The sequence below is a fragment of the Vibrio sp. Vb1026 genome (assembly GCF_033338745.1).
Lineage (GTDB): Bacteria > Pseudomonadota > Gammaproteobacteria > Enterobacterales > Vibrionaceae > Vibrio > Vibrio alginolyticus.
Window position 1 is genome coordinate 1 of sequence record NZ_JAWOTH010000003.1, and the last position, 22,539, is coordinate 22,539.

General features: G+C 46.1%; 24 protein-coding genes. 23 read left to right on the forward strand and 1 reads right to left on the reverse strand.

Annotation, left to right across the window (positions count from 1 at the left end):
- The 15 genes from R7E47_RS06535 to fliJ all read left to right on the forward strand — a co-directional run.
- The coding region (locus R7E47_RS06535) for a flagellin (protein ID WP_206958538.1) at window positions 1-570 on the forward strand (570 nt) is incomplete at its 5' end.
- A gap of 288 nt (window positions 571-858) precedes the next feature.
- Window positions 859-1,989, forward strand: coding sequence for a flagellin (locus tag R7E47_RS06540; protein ID WP_005380449.1), 1,131 nt, complete (start codon window positions 859-861; stop codon window positions 1,987-1,989).
- Between the two features lie 92 nt (window positions 1,990-2,081).
- Complete coding sequence (flaG, locus tag R7E47_RS06545) at window positions 2,082-2,516, forward strand: flagellar protein FlaG (RefSeq protein ID WP_005384493.1); 435 nt, start codon at window positions 2,082-2,084, stop codon at window positions 2,514-2,516.
- Window positions 2,517-2,537: 21 nt separating this feature from the next.
- Window positions 2,538-4,532, forward strand: coding sequence for a flagellar filament capping protein FliD (gene fliD / locus R7E47_RS06550; RefSeq protein ID WP_154205107.1), 1,995 nt, complete (start codon window positions 2,538-2,540; stop codon window positions 4,530-4,532).
- 3 nt (window positions 4,533-4,535) lie between these two features.
- The gene (locus R7E47_RS06555; RefSeq protein ID WP_206949749.1) at window positions 4,536-4,841 is read left to right on the forward strand and encodes a flagellar protein FliT; all 306 of its coding nucleotides are present in this window, start codon (window positions 4,536-4,538) and stop codon (window positions 4,839-4,841) included.
- A 12-nt stretch (window positions 4,842-4,853) separates the two neighbouring features.
- On the forward strand, window positions 4,854-5,264 hold the full coding sequence (fliS, locus tag R7E47_RS06560) for a flagellar export chaperone FliS (protein ID WP_005380457.1): 411 nt from the start codon (window positions 4,854-4,856) through the stop codon (window positions 5,262-5,264).
- A gap of 287 nt (window positions 5,265-5,551) precedes the next feature.
- Window positions 5,552-7,018: a sigma-54 dependent transcriptional regulator gene (locus R7E47_RS06565; RefSeq protein ID WP_054575511.1), complete on the forward strand. Its 1,467-nt coding sequence runs from the start codon at window positions 5,552-5,554 to the stop codon at window positions 7,016-7,018.
- Between the two features lie 200 nt (window positions 7,019-7,218).
- A complete protein-coding gene (locus R7E47_RS06570; protein ID WP_005380459.1) occupies window positions 7,219-8,250 on the forward strand; it encodes a sensor histidine kinase in 1,032 nt (343 codons plus the stop codon).
- A gap of 36 nt (window positions 8,251-8,286) precedes the next feature.
- Window positions 8,287-9,696: a sigma-54-dependent transcriptional regulator gene (locus tag R7E47_RS06575; protein ID WP_005394318.1), complete on the forward strand. Its 1,410-nt coding sequence runs from the start codon at window positions 8,287-8,289 to the stop codon at window positions 9,694-9,696.
- A 122-nt stretch (window positions 9,697-9,818) separates the two neighbouring features.
- On the forward strand, window positions 9,819-10,130 hold the full coding sequence (gene fliE, locus R7E47_RS06580) for a flagellar hook-basal body complex protein FliE (RefSeq protein WP_005384482.1): 312 nt from the start codon (window positions 9,819-9,821) through the stop codon (window positions 10,128-10,130).
- Window positions 10,131-10,144: 14 nt separating this feature from the next.
- Window positions 10,145-11,887, forward strand: coding sequence for a flagellar basal-body MS-ring/collar protein FliF (gene fliF / locus R7E47_RS06585; RefSeq protein WP_005380462.1), 1,743 nt, complete (start codon window positions 10,145-10,147; stop codon window positions 11,885-11,887).
- Window positions 11,880-12,935 carry a flagellar motor switch protein FliG gene (fliG, locus tag R7E47_RS06590; RefSeq protein ID WP_005380470.1) on the forward strand — a complete coding sequence of 352 codons (1,056 nt, stop codon included), beginning with the start codon at window positions 11,880-11,882 and terminating at the stop codon, window positions 12,933-12,935. Before fliF ends, fliG begins: the two co-directional genes overlap by 8 nt.
- 71 nt (window positions 12,936-13,006) lie before the next feature.
- The gene (fliH, locus tag R7E47_RS06595) at window positions 13,007-13,807 is read left to right on the forward strand and encodes a flagellar assembly protein FliH (protein ID WP_005394317.1); all 801 of its coding nucleotides are present in this window, start codon (window positions 13,007-13,009) and stop codon (window positions 13,805-13,807) included.
- 3 nt (window positions 13,808-13,810) lie between these two features.
- On the forward strand, window positions 13,811-15,130 hold the full coding sequence (fliI, locus tag R7E47_RS06600) for a flagellar protein export ATPase FliI (protein ID WP_005384474.1): 1,320 nt from the start codon (window positions 13,811-13,813) through the stop codon (window positions 15,128-15,130).
- Between the two features lie 6 nt (window positions 15,131-15,136).
- Window positions 15,137-15,580, forward strand: a complete 444-nt coding sequence (gene fliJ, locus R7E47_RS06605; RefSeq protein ID WP_005380474.1) for a flagellar export protein FliJ — start codon at window positions 15,137-15,139, stop codon at window positions 15,578-15,580.
- Between the two features lie 40 nt (window positions 15,581-15,620).
- Here fliJ and R7E47_RS06610 read toward each other — a convergent pair whose 3' ends face one another.
- Window positions 15,621-15,935, reverse strand: coding sequence for an NIPSNAP family protein (locus R7E47_RS06610; RefSeq protein ID WP_005380475.1), 315 nt, complete (start codon window positions 15,933-15,935; stop codon window positions 15,621-15,623).
- Window positions 15,936-16,215: 280 nt separating this feature from the next.
- Between R7E47_RS06610 and R7E47_RS06615 the strand changes: the two genes are divergently transcribed.
- The 8 genes from R7E47_RS06615 to fliR all read left to right on the forward strand — a co-directional run bounded on the left by R7E47_RS06615 (window position 16,216) and on the right by fliR (window position 22,537).
- A complete protein-coding gene (locus R7E47_RS06615) occupies window positions 16,216-18,069 on the forward strand; it encodes a flagellar hook-length control protein FliK (RefSeq protein ID WP_213965892.1) in 1,854 nt (617 codons plus the stop codon).
- A gap of 85 nt (window positions 18,070-18,154) precedes the next feature.
- The gene (fliL, locus tag R7E47_RS06620) at window positions 18,155-18,658 is read left to right on the forward strand and encodes a flagellar basal body-associated protein FliL (protein ID WP_005380477.1); all 504 of its coding nucleotides are present in this window, start codon (window positions 18,155-18,157) and stop codon (window positions 18,656-18,658) included.
- A 7-nt stretch (window positions 18,659-18,665) separates the two neighbouring features.
- A complete protein-coding gene (fliM, locus tag R7E47_RS06625) occupies window positions 18,666-19,712 on the forward strand; it encodes a flagellar motor switch protein FliM (protein WP_005380478.1) in 1,047 nt (348 codons plus the stop codon).
- Window positions 19,713-19,770: 58 nt separating this feature from the next.
- Window positions 19,771-20,181 (forward strand): flagellar motor switch protein FliN, encoded by a 411-nt coding sequence (gene fliN / locus R7E47_RS06630; RefSeq protein ID WP_005380479.1) that lies wholly within the window; start codon window positions 19,771-19,773, stop codon window positions 20,179-20,181.
- A 1-nt stretch (window position 20,182) separates the two neighbouring features.
- Window positions 20,183-20,596 (forward strand): flagellar biosynthetic protein FliO, encoded by a 414-nt coding sequence (gene fliO / locus R7E47_RS06635; protein WP_005380480.1) that lies wholly within the window; start codon window positions 20,183-20,185, stop codon window positions 20,594-20,596.
- On the forward strand, window positions 20,583-21,452 hold the full coding sequence (gene fliP / locus R7E47_RS06640) for a flagellar type III secretion system pore protein FliP (protein WP_005380487.1): 870 nt from the start codon (window positions 20,583-20,585) through the stop codon (window positions 21,450-21,452). The genes fliO and fliP overlap by 14 nt, the downstream gene beginning before the upstream one ends.
- 24 nt (window positions 21,453-21,476) lie before the next feature.
- Window positions 21,477-21,746: a flagellar biosynthesis protein FliQ gene (gene fliQ, locus R7E47_RS06645; RefSeq protein WP_005380488.1), complete on the forward strand. Its 270-nt coding sequence runs from the start codon at window positions 21,477-21,479 to the stop codon at window positions 21,744-21,746.
- An 8-nt stretch (window positions 21,747-21,754) separates the two neighbouring features.
- Window positions 21,755-22,537: a flagellar biosynthetic protein FliR gene (gene fliR, locus R7E47_RS06650; RefSeq protein WP_005384463.1), complete on the forward strand. Its 783-nt coding sequence runs from the start codon at window positions 21,755-21,757 to the stop codon at window positions 22,535-22,537.
- The last annotated feature ends 2 nt before the right edge of the window (window positions 22,538-22,539 follow it).

The following is a 22,539-nucleotide window of genomic DNA, read 5'->3' on the forward strand; positions in this document are numbered from 1 at the left end:
GCTGAAGGTAAGAACGACCTAAAAATCAACCTAACGGACAGCTACGGCCAAGAGCAAGAAATCAACATCAGCGCAAAAGCGGGTGACGATATCGAAGAGCTTGCGACTTACATTAACGGTCAAACTGACCTAGTGAAAGCCTCTGTAGACCAAGACGGTAAACTGCAAATCTTTGCTGGCAACAACAAAGTCGAAGGCGAAGTCGAGTTTTCAGGCGGCCTATCTGGTGAGCTAGGTTTGGGCGAAGGTAAAAAAGTAACGGTAGATACTATCGACGTAACCTCAGTTGGTGGCGCACAAGAATCTGTTGCTATCATCGATGCGGCACTGAAATACGTAGACAGCCACCGCGCAGAGCTAGGTGCATTCCAGAACCGTTTCAACCACGCAATCAGCAACTTGGACAACATTAACGAGAACGTGAATGCGTCGAAGAGCCGTATCAAAGATACAGATTTCGCGAAAGAAACGACGGCAATGACCAAATCACAAATTCTATCGCAAGCGTCAAGCTCAATCCTTGCGCAAGCGAAACAAGCGCCAAACTCAGCGCTAAGTCTGCTAGGTTAATTTCAAACCTAAGACGAGAACCTCATTGGCTCGTGGTGAGAGATGAGCGAGTAAACCCAGCTTCGGCTGGGTTTTTTTCTGTCTTTTGGGCCCCCAGGGTTTCTGCGAATCACGACATTAGAGCTTCATCACATTTCAGTAAGCCAAAGAAAATAATCGCAAAAAATTGAAAATTTCTTCTAAAGGATATTCATCGGTCGCCGTTAAAGGGACTGAGAGAAATGAGATGTACCTAAGTGAGGTGAGAGACATGACGGTACATTCACTAAAGCCTTAAGGAGATCAATTATGGCGATTAACGTTAATACTAACGTTTCTGCGATGACTGCACAGCGTTACCTAAACCAGGCAGCTGACGGTCAACAAAAATCAATGGAGCGTTTGTCTTCGGGTTATAAAATCAATAGCGCGAAAGACGATGCTGCAGGTCTACAGATTTCAAACCGCTTGAATGCACAAAGCCGTGGCCTAGACATGGCAGTGAAAAACGCAAACGACGGTATTTCTATTGCACAGGTTGCTGAAGGTGCAATGAATGAATCTACCAACATCCTACAACGTATGCGTGATCTTTCGCTTCAATCGGCGAACGGCTCTAACTCAAAAGCAGAACGTGTAGCGATCCAAGAAGAAGTAACAGCGCTAAACGACGAGCTAAACCGTATTGCTGAAACTACCTCTTTCGGTGGTAACAAGCTTCTAAACGGTACTTACGGTACTCAGTCTTTCCAAATCGGGGCGGACTCAGGTGAAGCAGTGATGCTTTCTATGGGTAACCTACGCTCAGACACTTCAGCAATGGGTGGTAAGAGCTACGCAGCAGAAGAGGGTAAAGACGCATCTTGGACTGTTGGTGAGAAAACAGAGTTCAAAATGAGCTACACCAACAAGCAGGGTGAAGAGAAAGAGCTATCAATCAGCGCTAAGCAAGGCGATGATATTGAACAGCTAGCGACATACATCAACGGTCAAAACGATGATGTAAAAGCCTCTGTTGGCGAAGATGGCAAACTACAAGTATTTGCTTCTTCTCAAAAAGTTGAAGGTGATGTTGAGTTTTCTGGCAACCTAGCAGACGAGATCGGCTTTGGTGGTCCGAAAGACGTAACAGTGAAAGACATCGACGTAACCACAGTAGCTGGCTCTCAAGAAGCAGTAGCGGTTATCGACGGCGCTCTTAAGTCCGTAGACAGCCAACGAGCTTCACTCGGTGCTTTCCAAAACCGCTTCAACCACGCAATCAGCAACCTAGACAACATTAACGAGAACGTTAACGCGTCTAAAAGCCGTATTAAAGATACTGATTACGCGAAGGAAACCACTGCGATGACTAAGTCGCAAATTCTTCAGCAAGCAAGTACTTCAATCCTGGCTCAAGCGAAGCAGTCTCCATCTGCAGCGCTAAGCTTGTTGGGCTAAGTGGTAAACCCAGCCTGAGGTCAACACCTTAGTGCTGGGGCACCAAAGCGATAGATTCTATCGTTAGCCCATAAGGTGGAAGGGAGATTGTAATGGATATATCCTCCTACGCATCGAACATCCAGCCTTACGGCACGCCAAATGGCACAAAGTTTGCAAATAAAAATGGCAATGATATAGGCACGTCTAGCCCAGCAAATTCAAATGGTGAGATTTCGCCGCAAAAAGCGAAAAACACCGAATACGACTTCTCTGTTCAAGCTGCGATCGAGATGGCTGAAAGCCGTCAAGAACTGAACAAAGAAGAACGTGAAAAATTGGTCGCACAAATGAATGAATTTGTAACGTCCATAAACAAAGGAGTCGCATTTCGAGTGGATGAAGAATCCGGACGAGATGTGGTGACGATTTATGAAGCCAATACCGGTGACGTGATTCGTCAAATTCCTGATGAAGAAATGCTAGTGGTATTGCGTCGCCTAGCTGAGCACACAGCCAACAGCGGGTTGTTGACTGAAAAAGTGTAAGTCGTTTTTAGAGGTGATTTGATGAGTTTAGGCCCTTTGGGGATGTCTGGCGGCATGGATATTAATTCCATGGTCAGCAAAATTGTGGATGCCGAACGCGTACCAAAGCAGCAACGCATCGACAACGAACGCACGACAATTAATGCCAGTATCAGTGCTTACGGACGACTCAGAGAATCATTGGATACGATGAAAAATCTCATGGCGAACTTTCGTCAGGAGAAAGCATTTGCCGTTCGCACTGTCGAAACGACCGATGACAATATCGTATCTGCCACGGCAACCACAGATGCTATCGCTGGCAAATATGCTATCGATGTGTTGCAGCTTGCTCAGAGCCATAAAGTCGCTTCTGACGTATTGCCAGAAGACGCAAAATTTGGCCCTGGTAAGCTGCAGATTTCGCTTGGTGATGAGCGTTTTAATATCGATGTTCGTTCCCGATCTAAGCTCATCGATGTCGTACGTGGCATCAATGGCGCTAAAGATAACCCTGGCGTTCGTGCATCTCTTATTAACGACGTCGAAGGTCCACGCCTTATCCTTGCTTCTAACCTCTCTGGTAAGGATCATCAAATCAGAGTCAGTGTGGAGGCAGAAAAAGGCAACCCTCTTAAATATTTCGAATACCAAACACTTGAAGACCGCGTCAACGCGCTTGAAGAAGCTCGTTCAGCGGCGGAAGATGTCTTAGGTCCTCTTAAATTTCCGGAACAACCAGCAGAAGAGCTGGATGCAAACGGCAATCCTCTACCTCCAGAAGAGCAAAAAGCGGCAGACGATGTACAAGATGATGCATCGCAAGCGCCAATCTCTGCGGCGGGTGCAGAAGCAGCCAAAGCTGGTCAAGAAGCCATTGATGAAGCCAACCGACGCGCGAGTTTACGCCCTGAAGACAGAATTCCAGGGTGGACAGAAACTGCGTCAGGTACTTTGTTGGACTCTTATGAAGAACCAGAGCTCGAACTCGACGAAAAGGCAATCGAGAAGGCACCAGATGTACCAGGCTGGAATAATGCCGCATCGGGCACCCTAACCGATTCTTACGTTACGACGAAAGAGGCTAAGCAGCTTCTTGAGCAAGAAAAAGCGGAAATCGAGCAAAAAATTGCGAGTGAAAAGCAAGCGTTAGACGAAAAAGTGGCACGTGGTGAACTTTCCGAAGCGCAAGCTAAGCAAATTCATCGCGCTAAACTTGATCCTCAAGAACGTGAGCGTCTGGAAAAAATTGATGAAGCAGAAGCGAAAATCGCAAAGGCACAATCTGCTTTTGAAGAATACCTTGGAATGACAGAAGTACAAGCAGGGCAAGATTCAGAAGTTCTGCTTGATGGCGTGGCAAAGCTATCTAGCCACAACAATGTGATTGAAGATGCGATCGAAGGTGTTGATTTAACACTAAAAGGCAAATCAGAACCGAATAAACCGCCTGCTGAAATTGGTGTCGAGTACGACCGTCAAAGTGTACGCAACGATATCGAAAACTTTGTGGCAGCGTATAACTCGTTTTATCAAACCTCCCAAGCGTTGGCGAGTGTGGATCCGGTAACTGGTCAAAAAGGGCCGTTGTCAGGTGACAGCACCGTACGCAGTGCAGATTCACGATTAAAATCGGTTTTTTCTACTCGAATCGATAAAGCACCTGAAAACCTAAAGTCCTTAACAGAATTTGGCATTACGACCACACGTCAAGGCACACTAGAAATCAACTATGACATGCTAGACCGCCAGTTGAACAATAACTTCAACGAGTTAGAAAAGTTCTTCGGTGGCAACACAGGTTTTGCTAAACGAGTAGAAGATGCGATTCACGGTATCACAGGTATTACAGGCAGTATTCGTACTCGAGAAAAAAGTCTCACAGAACAAAATTACCGTTTGAGTGACGATCAAGCGGCATTAGATCGCCGCATGGAAAGCCTAGAGAAGCGTACTCATGCGAAGTTTACCGCGATGCAAGATGCGACCGGTAAAATGCAAGGCCAGTTAGGCGCTTTGATGAGTGCGTTGGGTTAATAAATGCAAAAAGAACTCATGGAAATTAGTGATATAGATCAACTAATTACGCAAGAATTAGAAAAAATTGATTTTAATGCTGAAGAAATTCTTCGCTTGGTCGATATCAGGGAACGGTTATTGCAAAACCTGTTACCAATTATTCATCAAAATCCTTTGGTTAGGCAGGATGCAGAGTGGCAAGCATTGCTAACTCGTACCAAAAGAATTGTCGAGCTGATGCAATCGGAAACGTCAAAGGTCGGAAAAGAGCTCCATAAGTTTCGTTATGGCCAGCGTTCACTTCAGCAGTACAAAAAATTTATTTAAAAGAGGATTACTATGCGCGGTTCTTTGCAAGCATACAAAAAGGTATCAGTCGACAGCCAGCTTAGCGCGGCTTCTCCGCACAAAGTCATTCAAATGCTTATGGCTGGTGCGATTGAGCGCCTTATTCAAGGTAAAGCAGCCATGCAAGCAGGCAATATTCCAGCAAAAGGTGAGCGCTTGGGTAAAGCGTTAGACATCATTATCGCGCTACGCAGCTGTCTATCTATGGATGACGGTGGTGATATTGCTTCAAACTTAGATTCACTGTATGAGTTTATGATCACGCAAATTTCTGCTGCTAACCATCAAAATGAGCCTCAGCTGATCGACGACGTTATCGATATTATCCGTGAGATCAAGTCCGCTTGGGACCAAATCCCAACAGAGTTTCATAATCTTACCGCTGCTGAAGTTGGTATTTAATAGTCAAAACAATGCGTTAAGATACTAGACGAATATATTTGTCAATTGCGCAACGAGTTGTGTAGCAAAGTTTCTATCAAGCTCACACCTCTCCATTGCTTGGTTGCCTTATTTTTATATTCAAATAAAATAGAAGCCATTAGTAGCCCTAATGGCTTTTTTGTTGCTGATTTTCCTATTTTGTCTATCGTAAATTGAGTGTGGTGGTTCTGCCTTCTTTAGCACCCAATTGCGCAAATCAAGGTTTGGCCGCAACGCACCTAAAATAAAGGCAATCATTCTTACTTATGCATGGTTTGGCAAAGCTGCTTGTAATTGATGATGACGCATCAAGTCGTTTAAATTTAAGCAATATATTGGAATTTGTTGGAGAAAATTGCGAAGCGGTCAGTTCTGATCAGCTCAGCGATGTTGATTGGTCTAGCGTATGGTCGTGCTGTATTGTTGGTAATATTCCAGCAGGTCAAGCGGCGAGTACGGTTATCTCTCATTTAAACAGCGCTTACCACATCCCTCTTCTAGTCATGGGCCGTTTTCCTTTGCCTGTTGATGATCTTCCAAATTTTGTTGGTGAACTAGAGCTGCCGCTTAATTACCCACAGCTTAGTGAAGCGTTACGCCACTGCAAAGATTTTCTGGGGCGAAAAGGAGTGAATGTTGTTGCTAGTGCACGCAAAAACACGCTTTTTCGCAGCTTAGTTGGTCAAAGTAGAGGTATTCAAGAAGTTCGACACCTGATTGAGCAAGTATCAAACACAGAAGCAAACGTGTTGATCTTAGGTGAGTCCGGTACGGGTAAAGAAGTTGTTGCGCGTAACATCCACTATCATTCTTCATACCGCGATGGCGCATTTGTACCTATTAACTGTGGTGCAATACCGCCTGAGCTCCTAGAAAGCGAATTATTTGGTCACGAAAAAGGCGCGTTTACTGGTGCGTTAACTGCCCGTAAAGGTCGATTTGAGCTCGCAGACGGTGGCACGATCTTTCTTGATGAGATTGGCGATATGCCAATGTCGATGCAAGTAAAGTTGCTTCGTGTATTGCAAGAACGCTGCTTTGAACGTGTAGGTGGCAATAGTACCATCAAGGTAAATGTTCGAGTGGTGGCGGCGACACACCGTAATCTAGAAAATATGATTGAAGAAGGCACGTTCCGAGAAGACTTGTTCTATCGCCTGAACGTGTTTCCAATTGAGATGCCAGCGCTGAAAGAGCGCAAACAAGATATACCATTGCTGCTGCAAGAACTGATGACACGTTTAGAGGCGGAAGGCGGACAACCTATCTGCTTTACACCTCGTGCAATCAACTCACTTATGGAGCATCACTGGCCGGGCAACGTACGCGAGTTGGCTAATCTTGTTGAGCGAATGATTATTCTGTATCCAAATAGCTTGGTGGATGTAAACCATCTACCAACCAAATATCGCTACAGTGACATCCCAGAGTTCCAACCAGAGAGCAATCCATTTGTTTCGGTGGAAGAGCAAGAGCGTGACGTATTCCAAGATATCTTCTCTGAAGATTTTAGCTTTGAAGATCAAGACGACCTTGATCACAGCATGAACGCCCCGCAAGCGCTGCCACCGGAAGGGGTTAATTTGAAAGAGCTGCTGGCTGATTTAGAAGTTAATATGATCAGCCAAGCATTAGAAGCGCAGGGTGGCGTTGTAGCAAGAGCGGCCGACATGCTGGGTATGCGACGTACTACGCTGGTGGAAAAAATGCGTAAGTACAACTTACAGCGCTAGGTAAAGTGAAGTTTTAAGACGATATCTGAATAATCACTTGGGCTGGTTAACATCGCTTTTCTGGCATCCAAAACCGTTATCTCTGAGTGTCAACTTATTGTCGATGGCTTAACGTCCTGATAAATATAAAAAAATAGCTTGGTACGCTAATTGCTTACCAAGCTATTTTAGTTTTAGCGGCGATATTTCGACAGGCAGTAATGGATAACAACACCAATCAATCCCATTTAGATTCCGTAGAGAATCAGGTTGAGCGCTACAAACAGGTGCTCGATGTGATGCCTGCTGGAGTGATTTTGCTCGATACGTACGGAGTAGTGCGTGAAGCAAATCCAGAAGCGCACCGAATTCTTGAGATTCCACTGGTTAACGAAAAATGGTTCAACGTTATCCAGGCGGTGTTTGACCCACGTGAAGATGATGGCCATGAAGTTTCCCTGCGGAATGGCCGTAAAGTTCGACTCGCCATCTCGGCGTCCACAACAGGTCAATTGATCCTGATTACCGATTTAACCGAAACCCGTTTACTTCAAGCTCGTGTCAGTGATTTACAGCGCTTATCGTCGTTAGGACGTATGGTTGCGTCGCTTGCTCACCAAGTAAGAACGCCGCTGTCGAGCGCTATGTTATATGCATCCAATTTGGGAGCGCCAAATCTTCCTCCAGCGACAAAAGATCGCTTCCAAACCAAATTAATGGATCGACTGCACGATTTGGAAAAGCAGGTTAATGATATGCTGCTTTTTGCTAAAGGTGGTGATAATAAAGTCATTAAGCCATTCACGATTGCCCAGTTGGTAGCGGAATATCAGCCGATGGTCGAAACCGCGCTAAAAAACAACAGTATTGATTACTGCCTAGAAGTGGAAGAAGAACAAACTGAGCTACTAGGCAATGCGAACGCCATTGCATCCGCATTAAGTAATCTGGTCATGAATGCGATTCAAATGTCTGGTAAAGAATCGCAAGTCGATATTTTTTTCCGCCCGGTAAATGGTGAGTTACGCATTTCTGTGCAAGACAGCGGACCGGGAGTGCCCGAAGAACTGCAAGCCAAAATCATGGAGCCATTTTTTACCACACGTTCTCAAGGAACTGGATTAGGGTTGGCAGTTGTTCAAATGGTTTGCCGTGCCCATGACGGTCGATTGGAACTTATTTCAGAGCAGGGTGATGGAGCCTGCTTCACCATGTGCATTCCGCTAGAGCGAGTGCAAACAGAAGCGCAATAAGCGGCTTTTGGTAATAACAATTTCTGGAGAATCATAATGGCGCAAAGCAAAGTGCTGATCGTAGAAGACGATGAAGGTCTTCGTGAAGCCCTAGTCGATACTCTGGCTCTGGCAGGGTATGAATGGTTGGAAGCGGACTGTGCTGAAGATGCACTGTTGAAGCTGAAATCGAATACGGTTGATATCGTCGTTTCTGATGTGCAAATGGCGGGTATGGGTGGCTTAGCTCTGCTCAAAAGCATCAAGCAGAATTGGCCTAACTTACCAGTATTGCTAATGACGGCGTACGCCAACATTGAAGATGCCGTGTCTGCAATGAAAGATGGCGCGATTGACTACATGGCGAAACCATTTGCACCAGAAGTGTTGCTAAATATGGTCAGTCGTTATGCACCGATAAAAAGTGATGACAACGGTGATGCTATCGTTGCTGATGAAAAAAGTCTGCGTCTACTTGCGTTGGCCGATAAAGTGGCACGTACAGATGCGAATGTTATGGTGCTAGGTCCTAGTGGCTCAGGTAAAGAAGTGATGTCGCGCTATATTCACAACGCGTCAAATCGTAAAAATGGTCCTTTTGTCGCAATTAACTGTGCTGCGATTCCTGACAATATGCTCGAAGCAACACTGTTTGGCTATGAAAAGGGCGCATTTACTGGTGCTGTTCAGGCATGCCCAGGAAAGTTTGAACAAGCGCAAGGTGGCACAATCTTACTTGATGAAATCAGCGAAATGGACCTGAACCTGCAAGCGAAGTTGTTGCGTGTTTTGCAAGAGCGAGAAGTAGAGCGCCTAGGCAGTCGCAAAAGCATCAAGTTAGATGTTCGTGTGTTAGCGACGAGTAACCGTGATCTTAAGCAATACGTGTCAGAAGGAAACTTCAGAGAGGACTTATATTACCGCCTGAATGTATTCCCAATTGCGTGGCCTGCACTTAAAGAACGTAAAGGCGATATTGCACCGCTTGCCAAGCATCTTGCTGAGCGTCATTGCAGCAAAATGGGCATGCCAGTGCCTCAATTCTCGACCGTTGCGTTAGAAAAACTATTGCAATACCCTTGGCCGGGTAATGTTCGTGAATTGGATAACGTGGTTCAACGAGCGCTGATATTAAGTGAAAATGGCGACATCGATGCAGAGCACATTTTGCTTGAGGGCGTAGATTGGCAAGATGCCAATAGCTTGCAACACGTGGTGCAAAACGCAGATATGGTCGTGCCCAATGTTAAGCCAGTTGCTCAAGCTGAGAGTGTCAGCCGCCCAGTAACTGGTGGAGAAGGCTTAGGCAGCGAGCTGCGCGATCAAGAATACGCCATTATTTTGGAGACTTTGGTTGAGTGTAATGGTCGACGCAAAGAAATGGCGGAGAAACTGGGTATAAGCCCTCGAACCTTGCGCTATAAGCTTGCCAAAATGCGTGATGCTGGTATAGATATCCCGAATTAACACAGACAACGGCCATAAGACAAAAAGTGTAAGTAAATTGATTGCCAATGTCTTATGGCACGTTAATTGCTGTGTCAATAATCAGTTTTGTTAATAGTCAATCTTTTGGCTTAGAGGTGCTAATGAAAATTGATGGTATTCAGGCAGAAATGCGCGCCATGATGGTAGAAGCAACCAATACGGCTCCTACTGCAAGTGGGGCGAAAGTTGGAGCGGATTTTAACGATCTCCTAACTAAAGCCATCAATAACGTGAACACACTTCAAAAAGCATCTGGTGATTTACAAACCCGTTTTGATCGTGGTGATGCCGATGTATCCCTTTCTGACGTTATGATCGCTCGTAACAAGTCTAGTGTCGCTTTTGATGCGACGGTTCAAATTCGCAATAAACTCGTTGAGGCATATAAAGACCTCATGAACATGCCAGTGTAATTTAGGTAATAAGTGTGGCAGACAAGTCTACAGATTTAACCGTCACTGAAGGCGGCTCAGATGGTGCACTGGTAGCAAGTTCCGATGTGGATGTGGAGAGTCAAAATCCAGATCTAGAGGAGCGCAGTGCGTCAAAATTCGATATGGCAGTGGGCGACCTCGATTTACTTCGTCAGGTTGTGCTTGTGCTGTCGATCTCCATCTGTGTTGCATTGATCGTGATGCTGTTCTTTTGGGTCAAAGAACCGGAGATGCGCCCACTTGGTGCGTATGAGACCGAAGAATTGATCCCCGTTCTGGATTATCTGGACCAGCAGAAAATCAATTATAAGCTTGATGGCAATACTGTTTCTGTTGAATCGAGTGAGTACAACTCGATCAAACTTGGCATGGTTCGTTCCGGCGTTAACCAAGCTACAGAAGCAGGCGATGATATTTTGCTGCAAGACATGGGTTTTGGTGTTTCACAACGTCTCGAGCAAGAGCGTCTCAAACTCAGTCGAGAGCGCCAATTGGCTCAAGCGATTGAAGAAATGAAGCAAGTTCGCAAAGCACGAGTGTTATTGGCACTGCCAAAGCACAGCGTGTTTGTGCGTCATAACCAAGAAGCGTCTGCGTCGGTATTTTTGACATTGTCGACAGGCACGAACCTTAAGCAACAAGAAGTCGATTCTATTGTCGACATGGTAGCGAGTGCCGTGCCGGGAATGAAAACTTCTCGAATTACCGTCACAGATCAGCATGGCCGCTTACTCAGCTCAGGCTCCCAAGATCCTGCTTCTGCAGCGCGACGTAAAGAACAAGAATTAGAACGCAGCCAAGAGCAAGCGCTGCGCGAAAAAATTGATTCCGTACTATTACCGATTTTAGGTTATGGCAACTATACGGCGCAGGTTGATATCCAAATGGATTTCAGTGCGGTTGAACAAACTCGCAAACGCTTTGATCCGAACACCCCTGCGACCCGCAGTGAGTACGCACTCGAAGATTACAATAACGGTAACATGGTAGCGGGTATTCCGGGTGCGTTGAGTAATCAGCCTCCAGCGGATGCCTCTATTCCGCAAGATGTGGCTCAAATGAAAGATGGTTCTGTCATGGGGCAGGGGTCAGTTCGTAAAGAGTCCACGCGTAACTTTGAGCTAGATACCACCATCAGCCACGAGCGAAAGCAGACCGGGACGGTGGCTCGTCAGACCGTTTCTGTTGCGATTAAAGACCGTCGTCAAGTTAACCCTGATACGGGTGAAGTGACTTATACCCCAATGTCCGAATCTGAAATCAATGCCATTCGCCAAGTATTAATTGGTACCGTTGGCTTTGATCAAGGTCGTGGCGATTTACTGAATGTATTGAGTGTAAAGTTTGCTGAGCCAGAGGCTGAGCAGCTAGAAGAACCACCAATTTGGGAGCACCCTAACTTCAGTGATTGGGTTCGTTGGTTCGCAAGTGCATTAGTGATTATTGTGGTTGTGTTGGTTCTGGTTCGCCCAGCAATGAAGAAATTGCTTAACCCTACCAGCGATGATGAAGACGAAATGTACGGACCAGACGGCTTGCCGATTGGTGCGGATGGTGAAACTAGCTTGATTGGCAGTGACATCGAAAGCAGCGAACTGTTCGAGTTTGGCTCAAGTATTGATTTGCCAAACCTTCATAAAGATGAAGATGTATTGAAAGCGGTTCGCGCTCTGGTTGCGAATGAACCTGAACTGGCTGCTCAAGTAGTGAAAAACTGGATGAATGACAATGGCTAACGATATCGTACCTCAAGATGACAACGCCGCGGGAATGCCAGTAGAGCTGGATGTTTCAACCATTACTGGCGAAGAAAAAGCGGCAATTTTGCTACTGAGCCTTAATGAACAAGATGCAGCTGGCATTATCCGTCACCTAGAACCAAAACAGGTTCAGCGTGTTGGTAGTGCGATGGCTCGCGCGAAGGATCTCAGCCAAGACAAGGTATCTGCTGTTCATCGTGCGTTTTTGGAGGATATCCAGAAATACACCAACATTGGTATGGGCAGCGAAGACTTTATGCGTAATGCACTGGTTGCCGCTCTTGGTGAAGACAAAGCCAACAACTTAGTTGACCAGATCCTACTTGGTACGGGCTCAAAAGGTTTGGATTCTTTGAAATGGATGGACCCACGCCAAGTGGCGAGCATTATTGTCAATGAACACCCACAGATTCAAACTATCGTACTGTCTTATTTAGAAGCAGACCAATCTGCAGAGATTTTGTCTCAGTTCCCTGAGCGCGTGCGTTTGGATCTGATGATGCGTATTGCCAACCTTGAAGAAGTTCAGCCATCAGCATTGGCAGAGCTGAACGAAATCATGGAGAAACAGTTCGCGGGTCAAGCGGGTGCACAAGCAGCCAAAATTGGCGGCCTGAAAGCAGCAGCGGAGATCATGAACTACCTAGACAACAACGTCGAAGGTTTGTTGATGGAACAAATTCGCGATCAGGACGAAGACATGGCGACGCAAATCCAAGACCTAATGTTTGTCTTCGAAAACTTAGTCGAAGTGGACGACCAAGGTATTCAGAAGTTGCTGCGTGACGTACCACAAGACGTGTTGCAAAAAGCACTCAAAGGTGCAGATGACTCGTTACGTGAGAAAGTCTTCAAGAACATGTCTAAACGTGCTGCTGATATGATGCGTGATGATATAGAAGCGATGCCGCCAGTACGAGTGGCAGATGTAGAAGCCGCTCAGAAAGAAATCTTAGCAATTGCCCGTCGAATGGCGGATGCTGGTGAGCTCATGTTGTCTGGCGGTGCTGACGAATTCTTATAATTTCTATTGCTTCGCAATTATCCTATTGCGGAGCACCCTCACTTCTTAATCGAACACACAATAGGTAACCCATGGCTGGCGATAGAAAACGTGGATTTATCCGTCCTGATGAAGATGATTCGATGATCGAACCTCAACGTTGGGGGCTGCCTGATTATGGCGAGCCTAAAGCCAAACAAGCAAAACAAACCGCGTTCAACTATGACCCGGGATGGGTGCCGAATTTTGATGAGCCTGAAGAAGAGCAGCCACTTGCGCTAACCGAAGAGCAAATTGAACTGATTAAGCAAGGCGCTTATCAAGAAGGCTTACATCAAGGTCAGGAAGCTGGCTTTAAGCAAGGTTACGACAAAGGTAAAGAAGAAGGGTTGCAAGCCGGCCATGCTGAAGGTCTCGAGCTCGGAAAAGCGGAAGGGGTAACTGCAGGGCAAGAATACATTCAGCAGCAAGTTGAAACTTTTATGAACTTGGCCAATCAGTTTGCTCAACCTTTGGAGTTGATGAATGCTCAGGTTGAAAAGCAGCTGGTGGATATGGTGCTCTGTTTAGTTAAAGAAGTGGTGCACGTTGAAGTACAAACCAACCCTCAAATTATTTTAGATACGGTGAAGCAGTCGGTCGAAGCGCTACCAATATCAGGCCACCCTATTACCTTGCACCTGAATCCAGAAGATGTCGCGATTATTCGTTCAGCTTATGGTGAAGAAGACCTTAATTGTCGCAACTGGACGTTAGTTGCTGAGCCATCGCTCAATCGAGGTGACGTCCAGATTGAAGCCGGTGAATCAAGCATTAATTATCGCATGGAAGAACGCGTCAAAAGCGTATTGCACAGCTTTTGTGGCGCAAACCGTCATCAAGAGGGTGAGTAATCCATGCAAGCACTCGCTGACCGCTTAAAAAGCTACAAAGTTGAAGGCCTTACGACGCGCCCTGTCGCCTCTGGCAAACTGGTGCGTGTGGTTGGGTTAACGTTGGAAGCAACCGGCTGTCGCGCACCAATTGGCAGTTTATGCTTAGTGGAAACCATGTCAGGTCAGATGGAAGCCGAGGTTGTCGGCTTTTCAGGTGACAACCTATTTTTAATGCCAAGCGAACAAATTACGGGCATTTTACCTGGCGCGAGAGTCACCCCTTTAACCAGTGACGCTGGTTTGCCTGTCGGCATGGAGTTACTTGGGCGCGTGATAGACGGGGTTGGGAATCCACTTGATGGACTTGGCCCTTTGTATACCGATCACCGTGCCTCTTTTAATGCCGAGCCGATCAACCCGTTGGCTCGAAAACCAATTTCTGAACCGCTCGATGTTGGCCTAAAAGCCATCAATGGTTTGTTGACGGTTGGTAAAGGTCAGCGTATCGGTCTGTTTGCAGGTTCTGGTGTGGGTAAATCGGTCACGCTTGGCATGATGACGCGAGGCACCACCGCACAGGTTGTGGTCGTCGGCCTGATAGGTGAGCGTGGACGTGAAGTTAAAGAGTTCATCGAAGAGATCTTGGGTGAGGACGGTCGTCGCCGCTCAGTGGTGGTCGCGGCGCCTGCCGATGCTTCACCTCTAATGCGCTTAAAGGGGTGCCAAACGGCATTAACGATTGCTGAATACTTCCGGGACCAAGGGTTAGATGTTCTGCTATTGATGGACTCGTTGACTCGTTTTGCACAAGCACAGCGTGAAATCGCACTTTCTGTTGGTGAGCCGCCAGCGACGAAAGGCTACCCGCCTTCTGTATTTGCCAAGCTGCCAGCGCTGGTTGAGCGAGCGGGTAATGGAAGTGCCGAACAAGGCTCGATTACGGCGTTCTTTACCGTGTTGACCGAAGGGGATGATTTGCAAGATCCGATAGCGGACGCATCGCGAGCCATTCTTGATGGCCATATTGTACTTTCTCGTGAAATGGCGGATGCAGGCCATTATCCGGCGATTGATGTCGAGAAGTCGGTGAGCCGTGTTATGCCGCAAATCACGACCGAAGAGCACGTTCTGATGTCAAAAGCGGTGCGACAGGTCTTGTCTATTTGTCGCAAGAATCAAGATTTGGTCTCGATTGGAGCGTACAAACCGGGTACCGATCCTGCTATTGATGGCGCATTTACTTTGAAACCGAAGTTAGACGAATACTTGCAGCAGAGCATGAAAGAATCGGTGCCATACGATATGTGCGTCAATATGCTTAGAAACATTTTGGGTGGGTGATAGCGCGTGAATAATGCGATGGAGTTTCTACTTGAGCAAACTAAGGATCGTGAAGACCAAGCTGTGCTTGCACTGAACAAAGCGCGTTCTGAACTTGAAGATTATTACCGTCAGGTTGAACAAATTGAAAAGTATCGGCTTGATTATTGCCAACAGCTCGTCGACCGTGGTCAGGCGGGCCTAACGGCAAGTCAATATGGACACTTAAATCGATTCCTTACCCAGCTAGATGAAACTTTATCTAAGCAAAAGCAAGCAGAAAGTCATTTCAAAGAGCAGGTTGAAAACTGTAAAGAATATTGGTTAACCGTGCGTAAAGAACGCAAATCCTATGAGTGGATGATAGACAAACGCGAAAAAGAGAAACAACTTGCTGAAGCTAAGCGCGAACAAAAGCAAATGGACGAGTTTTCCACCTTACTTTACAGTCGAAAACCACATCGTTTCTAAACGTTATCGGTTCGATATTGCATTACGGTGTTGCAGTTGACTACATCTCTACCGATTCAAGTAAGGTAACTTTGATTGAGTCTTGTTCAATTAGCTCAAATACCTTCGGTCGAATCTCGCGAACCCACCACTCGTTGTATGTTTTTTCGTAGAGAGCCTGGCGTGCTTGTTCATTGTCGAACTCTCTAAGCCAAACAAAATAGTCATGTCCATCATCACCAGTGTGGACGTAAGTATTCAGTACACGCATGCCTTGTGAGCGTTGATAGGGCAACAGTTCTTCCTTCATCCAACTTAGCCACTGTTCTGTTTTGCCTGCTCTGATTCTATATTGGCGTAATTCTGTGATCTTCAAAGTGATTCCTTAATTGTTAAGTCAAATGTCTGTTTACGCTTATCGTTTTTCAAAGTCAATCAAGTAGCTGTACATCATGTTAGGAACCAGGTTCTCGGATAGTACTGTTGATGTTTGTTCCATAAACATGCCATCTATTAGCTTACCGAGAATTGACTCAATATTGTGGTGTGATTTTTGCATTTTAGCTGTCAGTGTCGGGTCTTTTTGACCTTTGTTTGCCGCCAGTATTGCTGTCTGTCAGCGATACGCTCAGAGCCACGAGAACGAGAGTTTCTAAATGAGTGTGAATTTGTCCCATGTATCTGCGACTACCAAGACGCCAGTTTCTGATGTGTCCGCTAAAGCGTCCGCAGAGAGCACTGAGAGCAAGGGATTTTTAGAAACGTTAACCGATGCGTTTACTGGTAAACAAAAGCCCGAAAAAGTAGCAACAGAATCGACAGTGGTTGAAGAAAAAGAAAGAGCGGATGTAGGCAGTACTTCTTCTGCTAACGTCTCGGACGAATTGTTGGCGCAAGAAAGCCAAGAATCCGTCAGTGACGAGACCCATGGTTTTGATGAAATATCAGCAAACAAACCGAATGCAACCTTAAGTGAAGAAGCAAGTTTACAAAAGGCGAGTAACAGCACACCTTTGGAGAATGATGTTGAAGCTATTGGAAAAGTGAAATCAACATCAATCGATACGAGCAACCCATCAAATACAATGGACGTAAAAAGCACGATGGGCGAAGGACAACAGCTTCTTGGTCGAATTGAACAAGCGAATCAAACCCTGAATGCGAGTAATGCATCCATCGATAGTGGCAAAGTTTTGCCTCAGAGCGCGAATTTAGTGCATTCGTTCCACGAGCAAGCAACCGTTTCGACACACCTTGATGAGCTGGCTTTAAATGAAACGCCATCAGTTCATTCGCTTGAACAAGCACAGATGATCCCAGGACAAGACTTAGAGCCAATTTTAGATAAGAATGGTCAACCTATCGATGTCGACAAACTCTCGTCTGAGTTTGCTGCTTGGCAAGAGCTAGCGAAACAAGCCAGCCATCCGACGACTAAGAGCGCAGTCAGTGGTGAAGTAGCTAACGAGCTGTCGCCGTTGTTAACAGACGTTGATGGTTCCAACATCGACGCGCTTCCACGAGTCTCCTTGGATGAACTTGAAGTTATAGATACCAAGTTGGCGCAAGGAAAACCACTGACTCAGCAAGAAGCTCAGATCATTGAAGGGTTGAAACAAGGAAGGATCACGGCGGATATTCCTGAGCAAGACCTTGCCCAATTTGTTGCGCTCCCTAATGACATTAAACAGATTCTCGCAGAGCAACAAGTACAACATAATTTAACTCGCCAGGCTGGAGCTATGGCAGTGTCTCAGCAAATCCAGCATGCAGCGGCTCAAGTACCCCAGCCACAAACTGCTCATAGTGGAGATAAAGTCGCATTATCTCCAACGCCTGATACGTTGATAGCCGCGCAAGTGCCGACGTCGCTTCAGGGTGTGAAAGACGGAGAGATTAGCCAGAAAGTGATGAACGCAGCATTGGCGACTGGTGCGCTAAAGGCGACTGCGGATAAACAAGATAAGCCGGATATCCAACACGGTTTCGCTGGACAGCTTCAGGCTATGGCAGGTCAGCAAGGAATTAATGTACAGCAACAAGCGCGTATTGATGCTGCACAACAAGCTCAGCTTCCGTTGCAACTAACTAAAGAGCTAGCCAACGAGCAAGTTGCGGAAAAAGTGCAAATGATGATGTCGAAGAATCTGAAAAATCTCGATATTCGTCTTGATCCACCAGAGTTAGGTCGTATGCAAATTCGTATGACCATGAATAATGACGTTGCCAATGTACATTTTACAGTGAACAACCCGCAAGCTCGTGACATTATTGAACAGACGCTCCCTCGTTTGAGAGAAATGTTAGCGCAACAAGGTATGCAGCTGGCTGATTCTTCCGTCCAGCAACAAAACAGCGGGCAACAGCAAGGTAGATATACTGCTGAACAACATGGTCAAAGCGCGCAAAGTGGCGGTTTCTCTGGACAGTCCGAAGAGGGTTTTGAATCTGATGTCAATCTGGATTTGAATGTCGCTTCAAAGCGTGATGGAATTAGTTTTTACGCATAAAAGGCCGTTTAACGGCAATGGAATATGGTTACCAAGCAACTCACTAAAACGTCTTGGTAACTCAAAAAAACAATAAGAGACAAGAATGGCAGAAGAACAGTTACAAGGGGCCGATGCGCCGAAAGGAAAAAGCAAGTTACTTATCATCATCATCGCTGTTGTAGTATTACTACTTGGTGGCGGGGCAGCGGCATTTTTTCTAATGGGCTCTGATGAACCTGCTCAGGCTGAATCGTCTCAACAGGCTCAAGTGAAGGCATCGGATGCTGCGCCCATCGCGTATGTGAATCTTCCTCAGGCATTTGTATTTAACGTTACTGGGGATAGCCGCGATAGGCTGGTTCAAATTAAAGCGCAGTTAATGGTTCGCGGTGCAGAAAATGAAGAGTTGGCGCGGTATCATTCGCCACTGATTGAAAGCTCTATGCTATCAACGTTTGCTTCCGCGACGGTTGATCAATTGCGCTCTCCTACAGGACGAGTGGAATTGCGCGATCGTGCTTCCGAAGATATCAAAGCAGCGCTGAATGCTGCGGTCGGTAAGCCAGTGATTGAAAAAGTACTGTTTACAGATTTTGTTATTCAATAGGTAAAACGTGACCGATCTATTAAGCCAAGACGAAATTGATGCGCTATTGCATGGGGTTGACGATGTTGATGACGTCGATGAACCGATAGAAAACGACACTGAGGGTGCCGTCAATTTTGATTTCTCGTCGCAAGACAGAATCGTACGTGGTCGAATGCCGACGCTCGAACTTATCAACGAGCGCTTTGCACGGCACATGCGTATTAGTCTGTTTAATATGCTGCGTAAAACGGCAGAGGTGTCGATCAATGGCGTGCAGATGATGAAGTTTGGTGAATACCAGAACACATTGTACGTGCCAACCAGTTTGAACATGGTGCGTTTTCGTCCGTTAAAAGGCACTGCGTTGATCACCATGGAGGCTCGTTTAGTCTTTATTCTGGTAGAAAACTTCTTTGGCGGTGATGGTCGATTCCACGCCAAAATCGAAGGCCGCGAATTTACCCCAACGGAACGCCGCATCATTCAGTTGTTACTGAAAATTGTATTTGAAGATTATAAAGAAGCGTGGTCGCCAGTGATGGGGGTAGAGTTCGAATATCTCGACTCTGAAGTAAACCCAAGCATGGCAAACATTGTCAGCCCGACAGAAGTGATTGTCGTGAGTTCATTCCATATAGAAGTTGACGGCGGTGGCGGCGATTTTCATGTCGTTATGCCTTACTCCATGGTTGAGCCTATCCGTGAACTATTGGATGCAGGTGTTCAGTCCGACAAGATGGAAACGGACGTTCGCTGGAGCTCAGCACTACGTGAAGAGATCATGGATTGTCCGGTTAACTTCCGTGTGAACTTGCTCGAAAAAGACATTTCTTTGCGTGATCTCATGGAGCTGCAACCGGGCGATATCATCCCGATTGAAATGCCAGAACATGCGACGATGTTTGTAGAAGACCTACCGACCTATCGCGTAAAAATGGGTCGTTCGGAAGATAAATTAGCGGTGCAAATTTCTGAGGAAATTGAGCGCCCACATGTCGTCAAAACAGATTTAGCTTTCTTAGGTAAAGACATCATGTCCGAGCTTGAGAGTGAAGACGATATAGACCATTAAGATACCTTATTAAACAGACATGCTATGGCATGAGTAAGGCGTAACACAGGATAGAAAAATGGAACCAAGTGACGATCAAAAGCTAGCAGACGAATGGGCAGCCGCTCTTGGCGAAGACCCGTCTGCCCCTTCTGTAGACGTAGATGAAGTATTGGCTGCGCCACTGGAAGAGCTAAAAGACACTTCAAGCCCAATTAGCGAAGATGAGCGTCGTAAACTCGACACTATTATGGATATCCCGGTGACGATTTCGATGGAAGTCGGTCGTTCTCAAATTAGCATTCGGAACCTGTTGCAGCTTAACCAAGGTTCGGTTGTTGAATTGGATCGTCTAGCCGGTGAGTCGCTCGACGTATTGGTTAACGGTACTTTGATTGCTCACGGCGAAGTCGTGGTCGTCAACGATAAGTTTGGTATCCGTTTGACGGATGTGATCAGCCAAACTGAACGAATTAAGAAGCTGCGTTAAGATGAGTCGTTCAATCAAAATGCGATTGAAGCAAATCACTGGAGCACTGAGCTTAATGCTAAGTGCTCCTTATGCATTTGCTGCCGCACCAAATAATCTGGATCTTGCGACGACACTTGGCTCGCTTGTGCTTGTAATCGGCGTGATTCTTTTGCTGGCTTGGTTGCTGAAACGTATGCAAGTGCCAGCGATGGGACAACAAAAGGGCTTGCGTATAGTGAGTCAGTTGCCAGTGGGTACAAAAGAAAGAATCGCAGTAGTTCAAGTGGGTGAAGAACAGTTTTTGGTTGGGATTACTAGCCAATCGATCCAAACTTTAGCCAAGTTAGATAAGCCACTGAAAGAGGAAGAGTTGGCGACCAATGCTTTTGCGACTCAATTTAGCCAGCTGATCAAAAAACATGACAAAGGGTAATCCAATTCGTTTGCTCCTGAGTACGTTGTTACTTTTTGTCGGCGTGCTGTTTTCTTCATTTACCTTTGCTGAAGCAGAGGAGTCAGCGCTGCCAGATAACTTAGCCGATGGAAGTAGTGTTACAGTTCAGGCTATGCAAAGTGATACTGGTGCTAGCCGTGCTATGTCCGTTTCTAGTGGCGGTGGTATTCCAGCATTCACCATGACCACGAACCCTGATGGCAGTGAAGACTACTCGGTTACACTACAAATTTTAGCGTTAATGACCATGCTTGGCTTCTTGCCTGCCATGGTGATTCTGATGACCTCGTTCACTCGAATTGTGGTGGTGATGTCGATATTGCGTCAGGCAATGGGTTTGCAACAAACGCCTTCTAATCAGGTTATTATTGGTATTGCGCTGTTTTTGACCTTTTTTGTTATGTCTCCTGTCCTGAACGAAATCAACGACAAAGCTGTTCAGCCTTATTTGAACGAGCAAGTTACGGCGCGAGAAGCGTTTGATGCTGCACAAGCGCCAATGAAAGCATTTATGCTTAAGCAGACCCGAATCAAAGATTTGGAGACGTTCGTAACCATGTCTGGAGAGCAAGTCGAGAATCCAGAAGATGTGTCGATGGCGGTGTTGATTCCGGCTTTTATCACCTCAGAGCTAAAAACTGCATTCCAAATTGGCTTTATGCTCTTCTTGCCGTTTTTGATTATTGACCTTGTAGTCGCTTCGGTATTGATGGCAATGGGTATGATGATGTTGTCACCTATGATTGTTTCGTTGCCGTTCAAGTTGATGTTGTTCGTATTGGTCGATGGTTGGAACTTGATACTCTCGACACTCGCGGGCAGCTTTGCCCTTTAGATAAGCGCAGATAGAGGATAAGACATGACACCAGAAATGTTTGTCGAGCTTTTCCGTGAAGCACTTTGGATGGTGCTTATCATGGTCTGCGCTATTATCATCCCAAGCTTGCTTATCGGCCTTGTAGTCGCGATTTTTCAAGCTGCGACATCCATCAACGAACAAACATTGAGCTTCTTACCGCGTTTGATTGTCACGCTTTTGGCCCTGATGCTGTTTGGGCATTGGATGACGCAAATGTTGATGGAATATTTCTATGGCTTGATTGAACGCTTACCTCAGGTGCTTTATTAGAGGCGCCTATGGAGTACCCCACTAGCGTTGTCTTAGATTGGATCGCAAACTACTTCTGGCCCTATGTTCGTATCTCATCCATGTTGATGGTGATGACAGTAACCGGGGCCCGATTTGTTTCGCCAAGAATCCGCCTTTACCTCGGTTTAGCCATCACTTTCGCTGTCATGCCAGCCATCCCCGCCGTACCTCAAGACATTGAGCTACTCTCGTTTCGTGGCTTCATGACCATTGCCGAGCAAATGATCATCGGCATAGCGATGGGTATGGTTACTCAATTTATGATTCAAACCTTTGTCCTACTTGGTCAAATATTGGGTATGCAATCAAGTTTGGGCTTTGCTTCTATGGTTGATCCCGCAAATGGTCAGAACACGCCATTGCTTGGCCAGTTATTCATGTTCTTAACGACAATGTTTTTCCTTGCCACCGATGGACACTTAAAAATGCTGCAATTGGTGGTGTTCAGTTTTAAAACTTTGCCGATTGGCTCCGGCTCGCTCAACGCGGTTGATTTCCGTGAAATGGCAGGCTGGCTTGGTATTATGTTCCAAACGGCACTGAGTATGTCTCTATCTGGTATTATTGCGCTACTGACCATTAACTTGTCGTTTGGTGTAATGACCCGTGCCGCACCACAGCTGAATATCTTCTCGCTTGGTTTTGCTTTTGCTTTGATGGTGGGTTTATTACTTTGTTGGTACATACTGGCTGGTCTATACAGTCATTATGAAATGTTCTGGACAGTGGGTGAGGCGCAGATTTGTCGGCTTATTCGCTTGGAGTGCTAAGA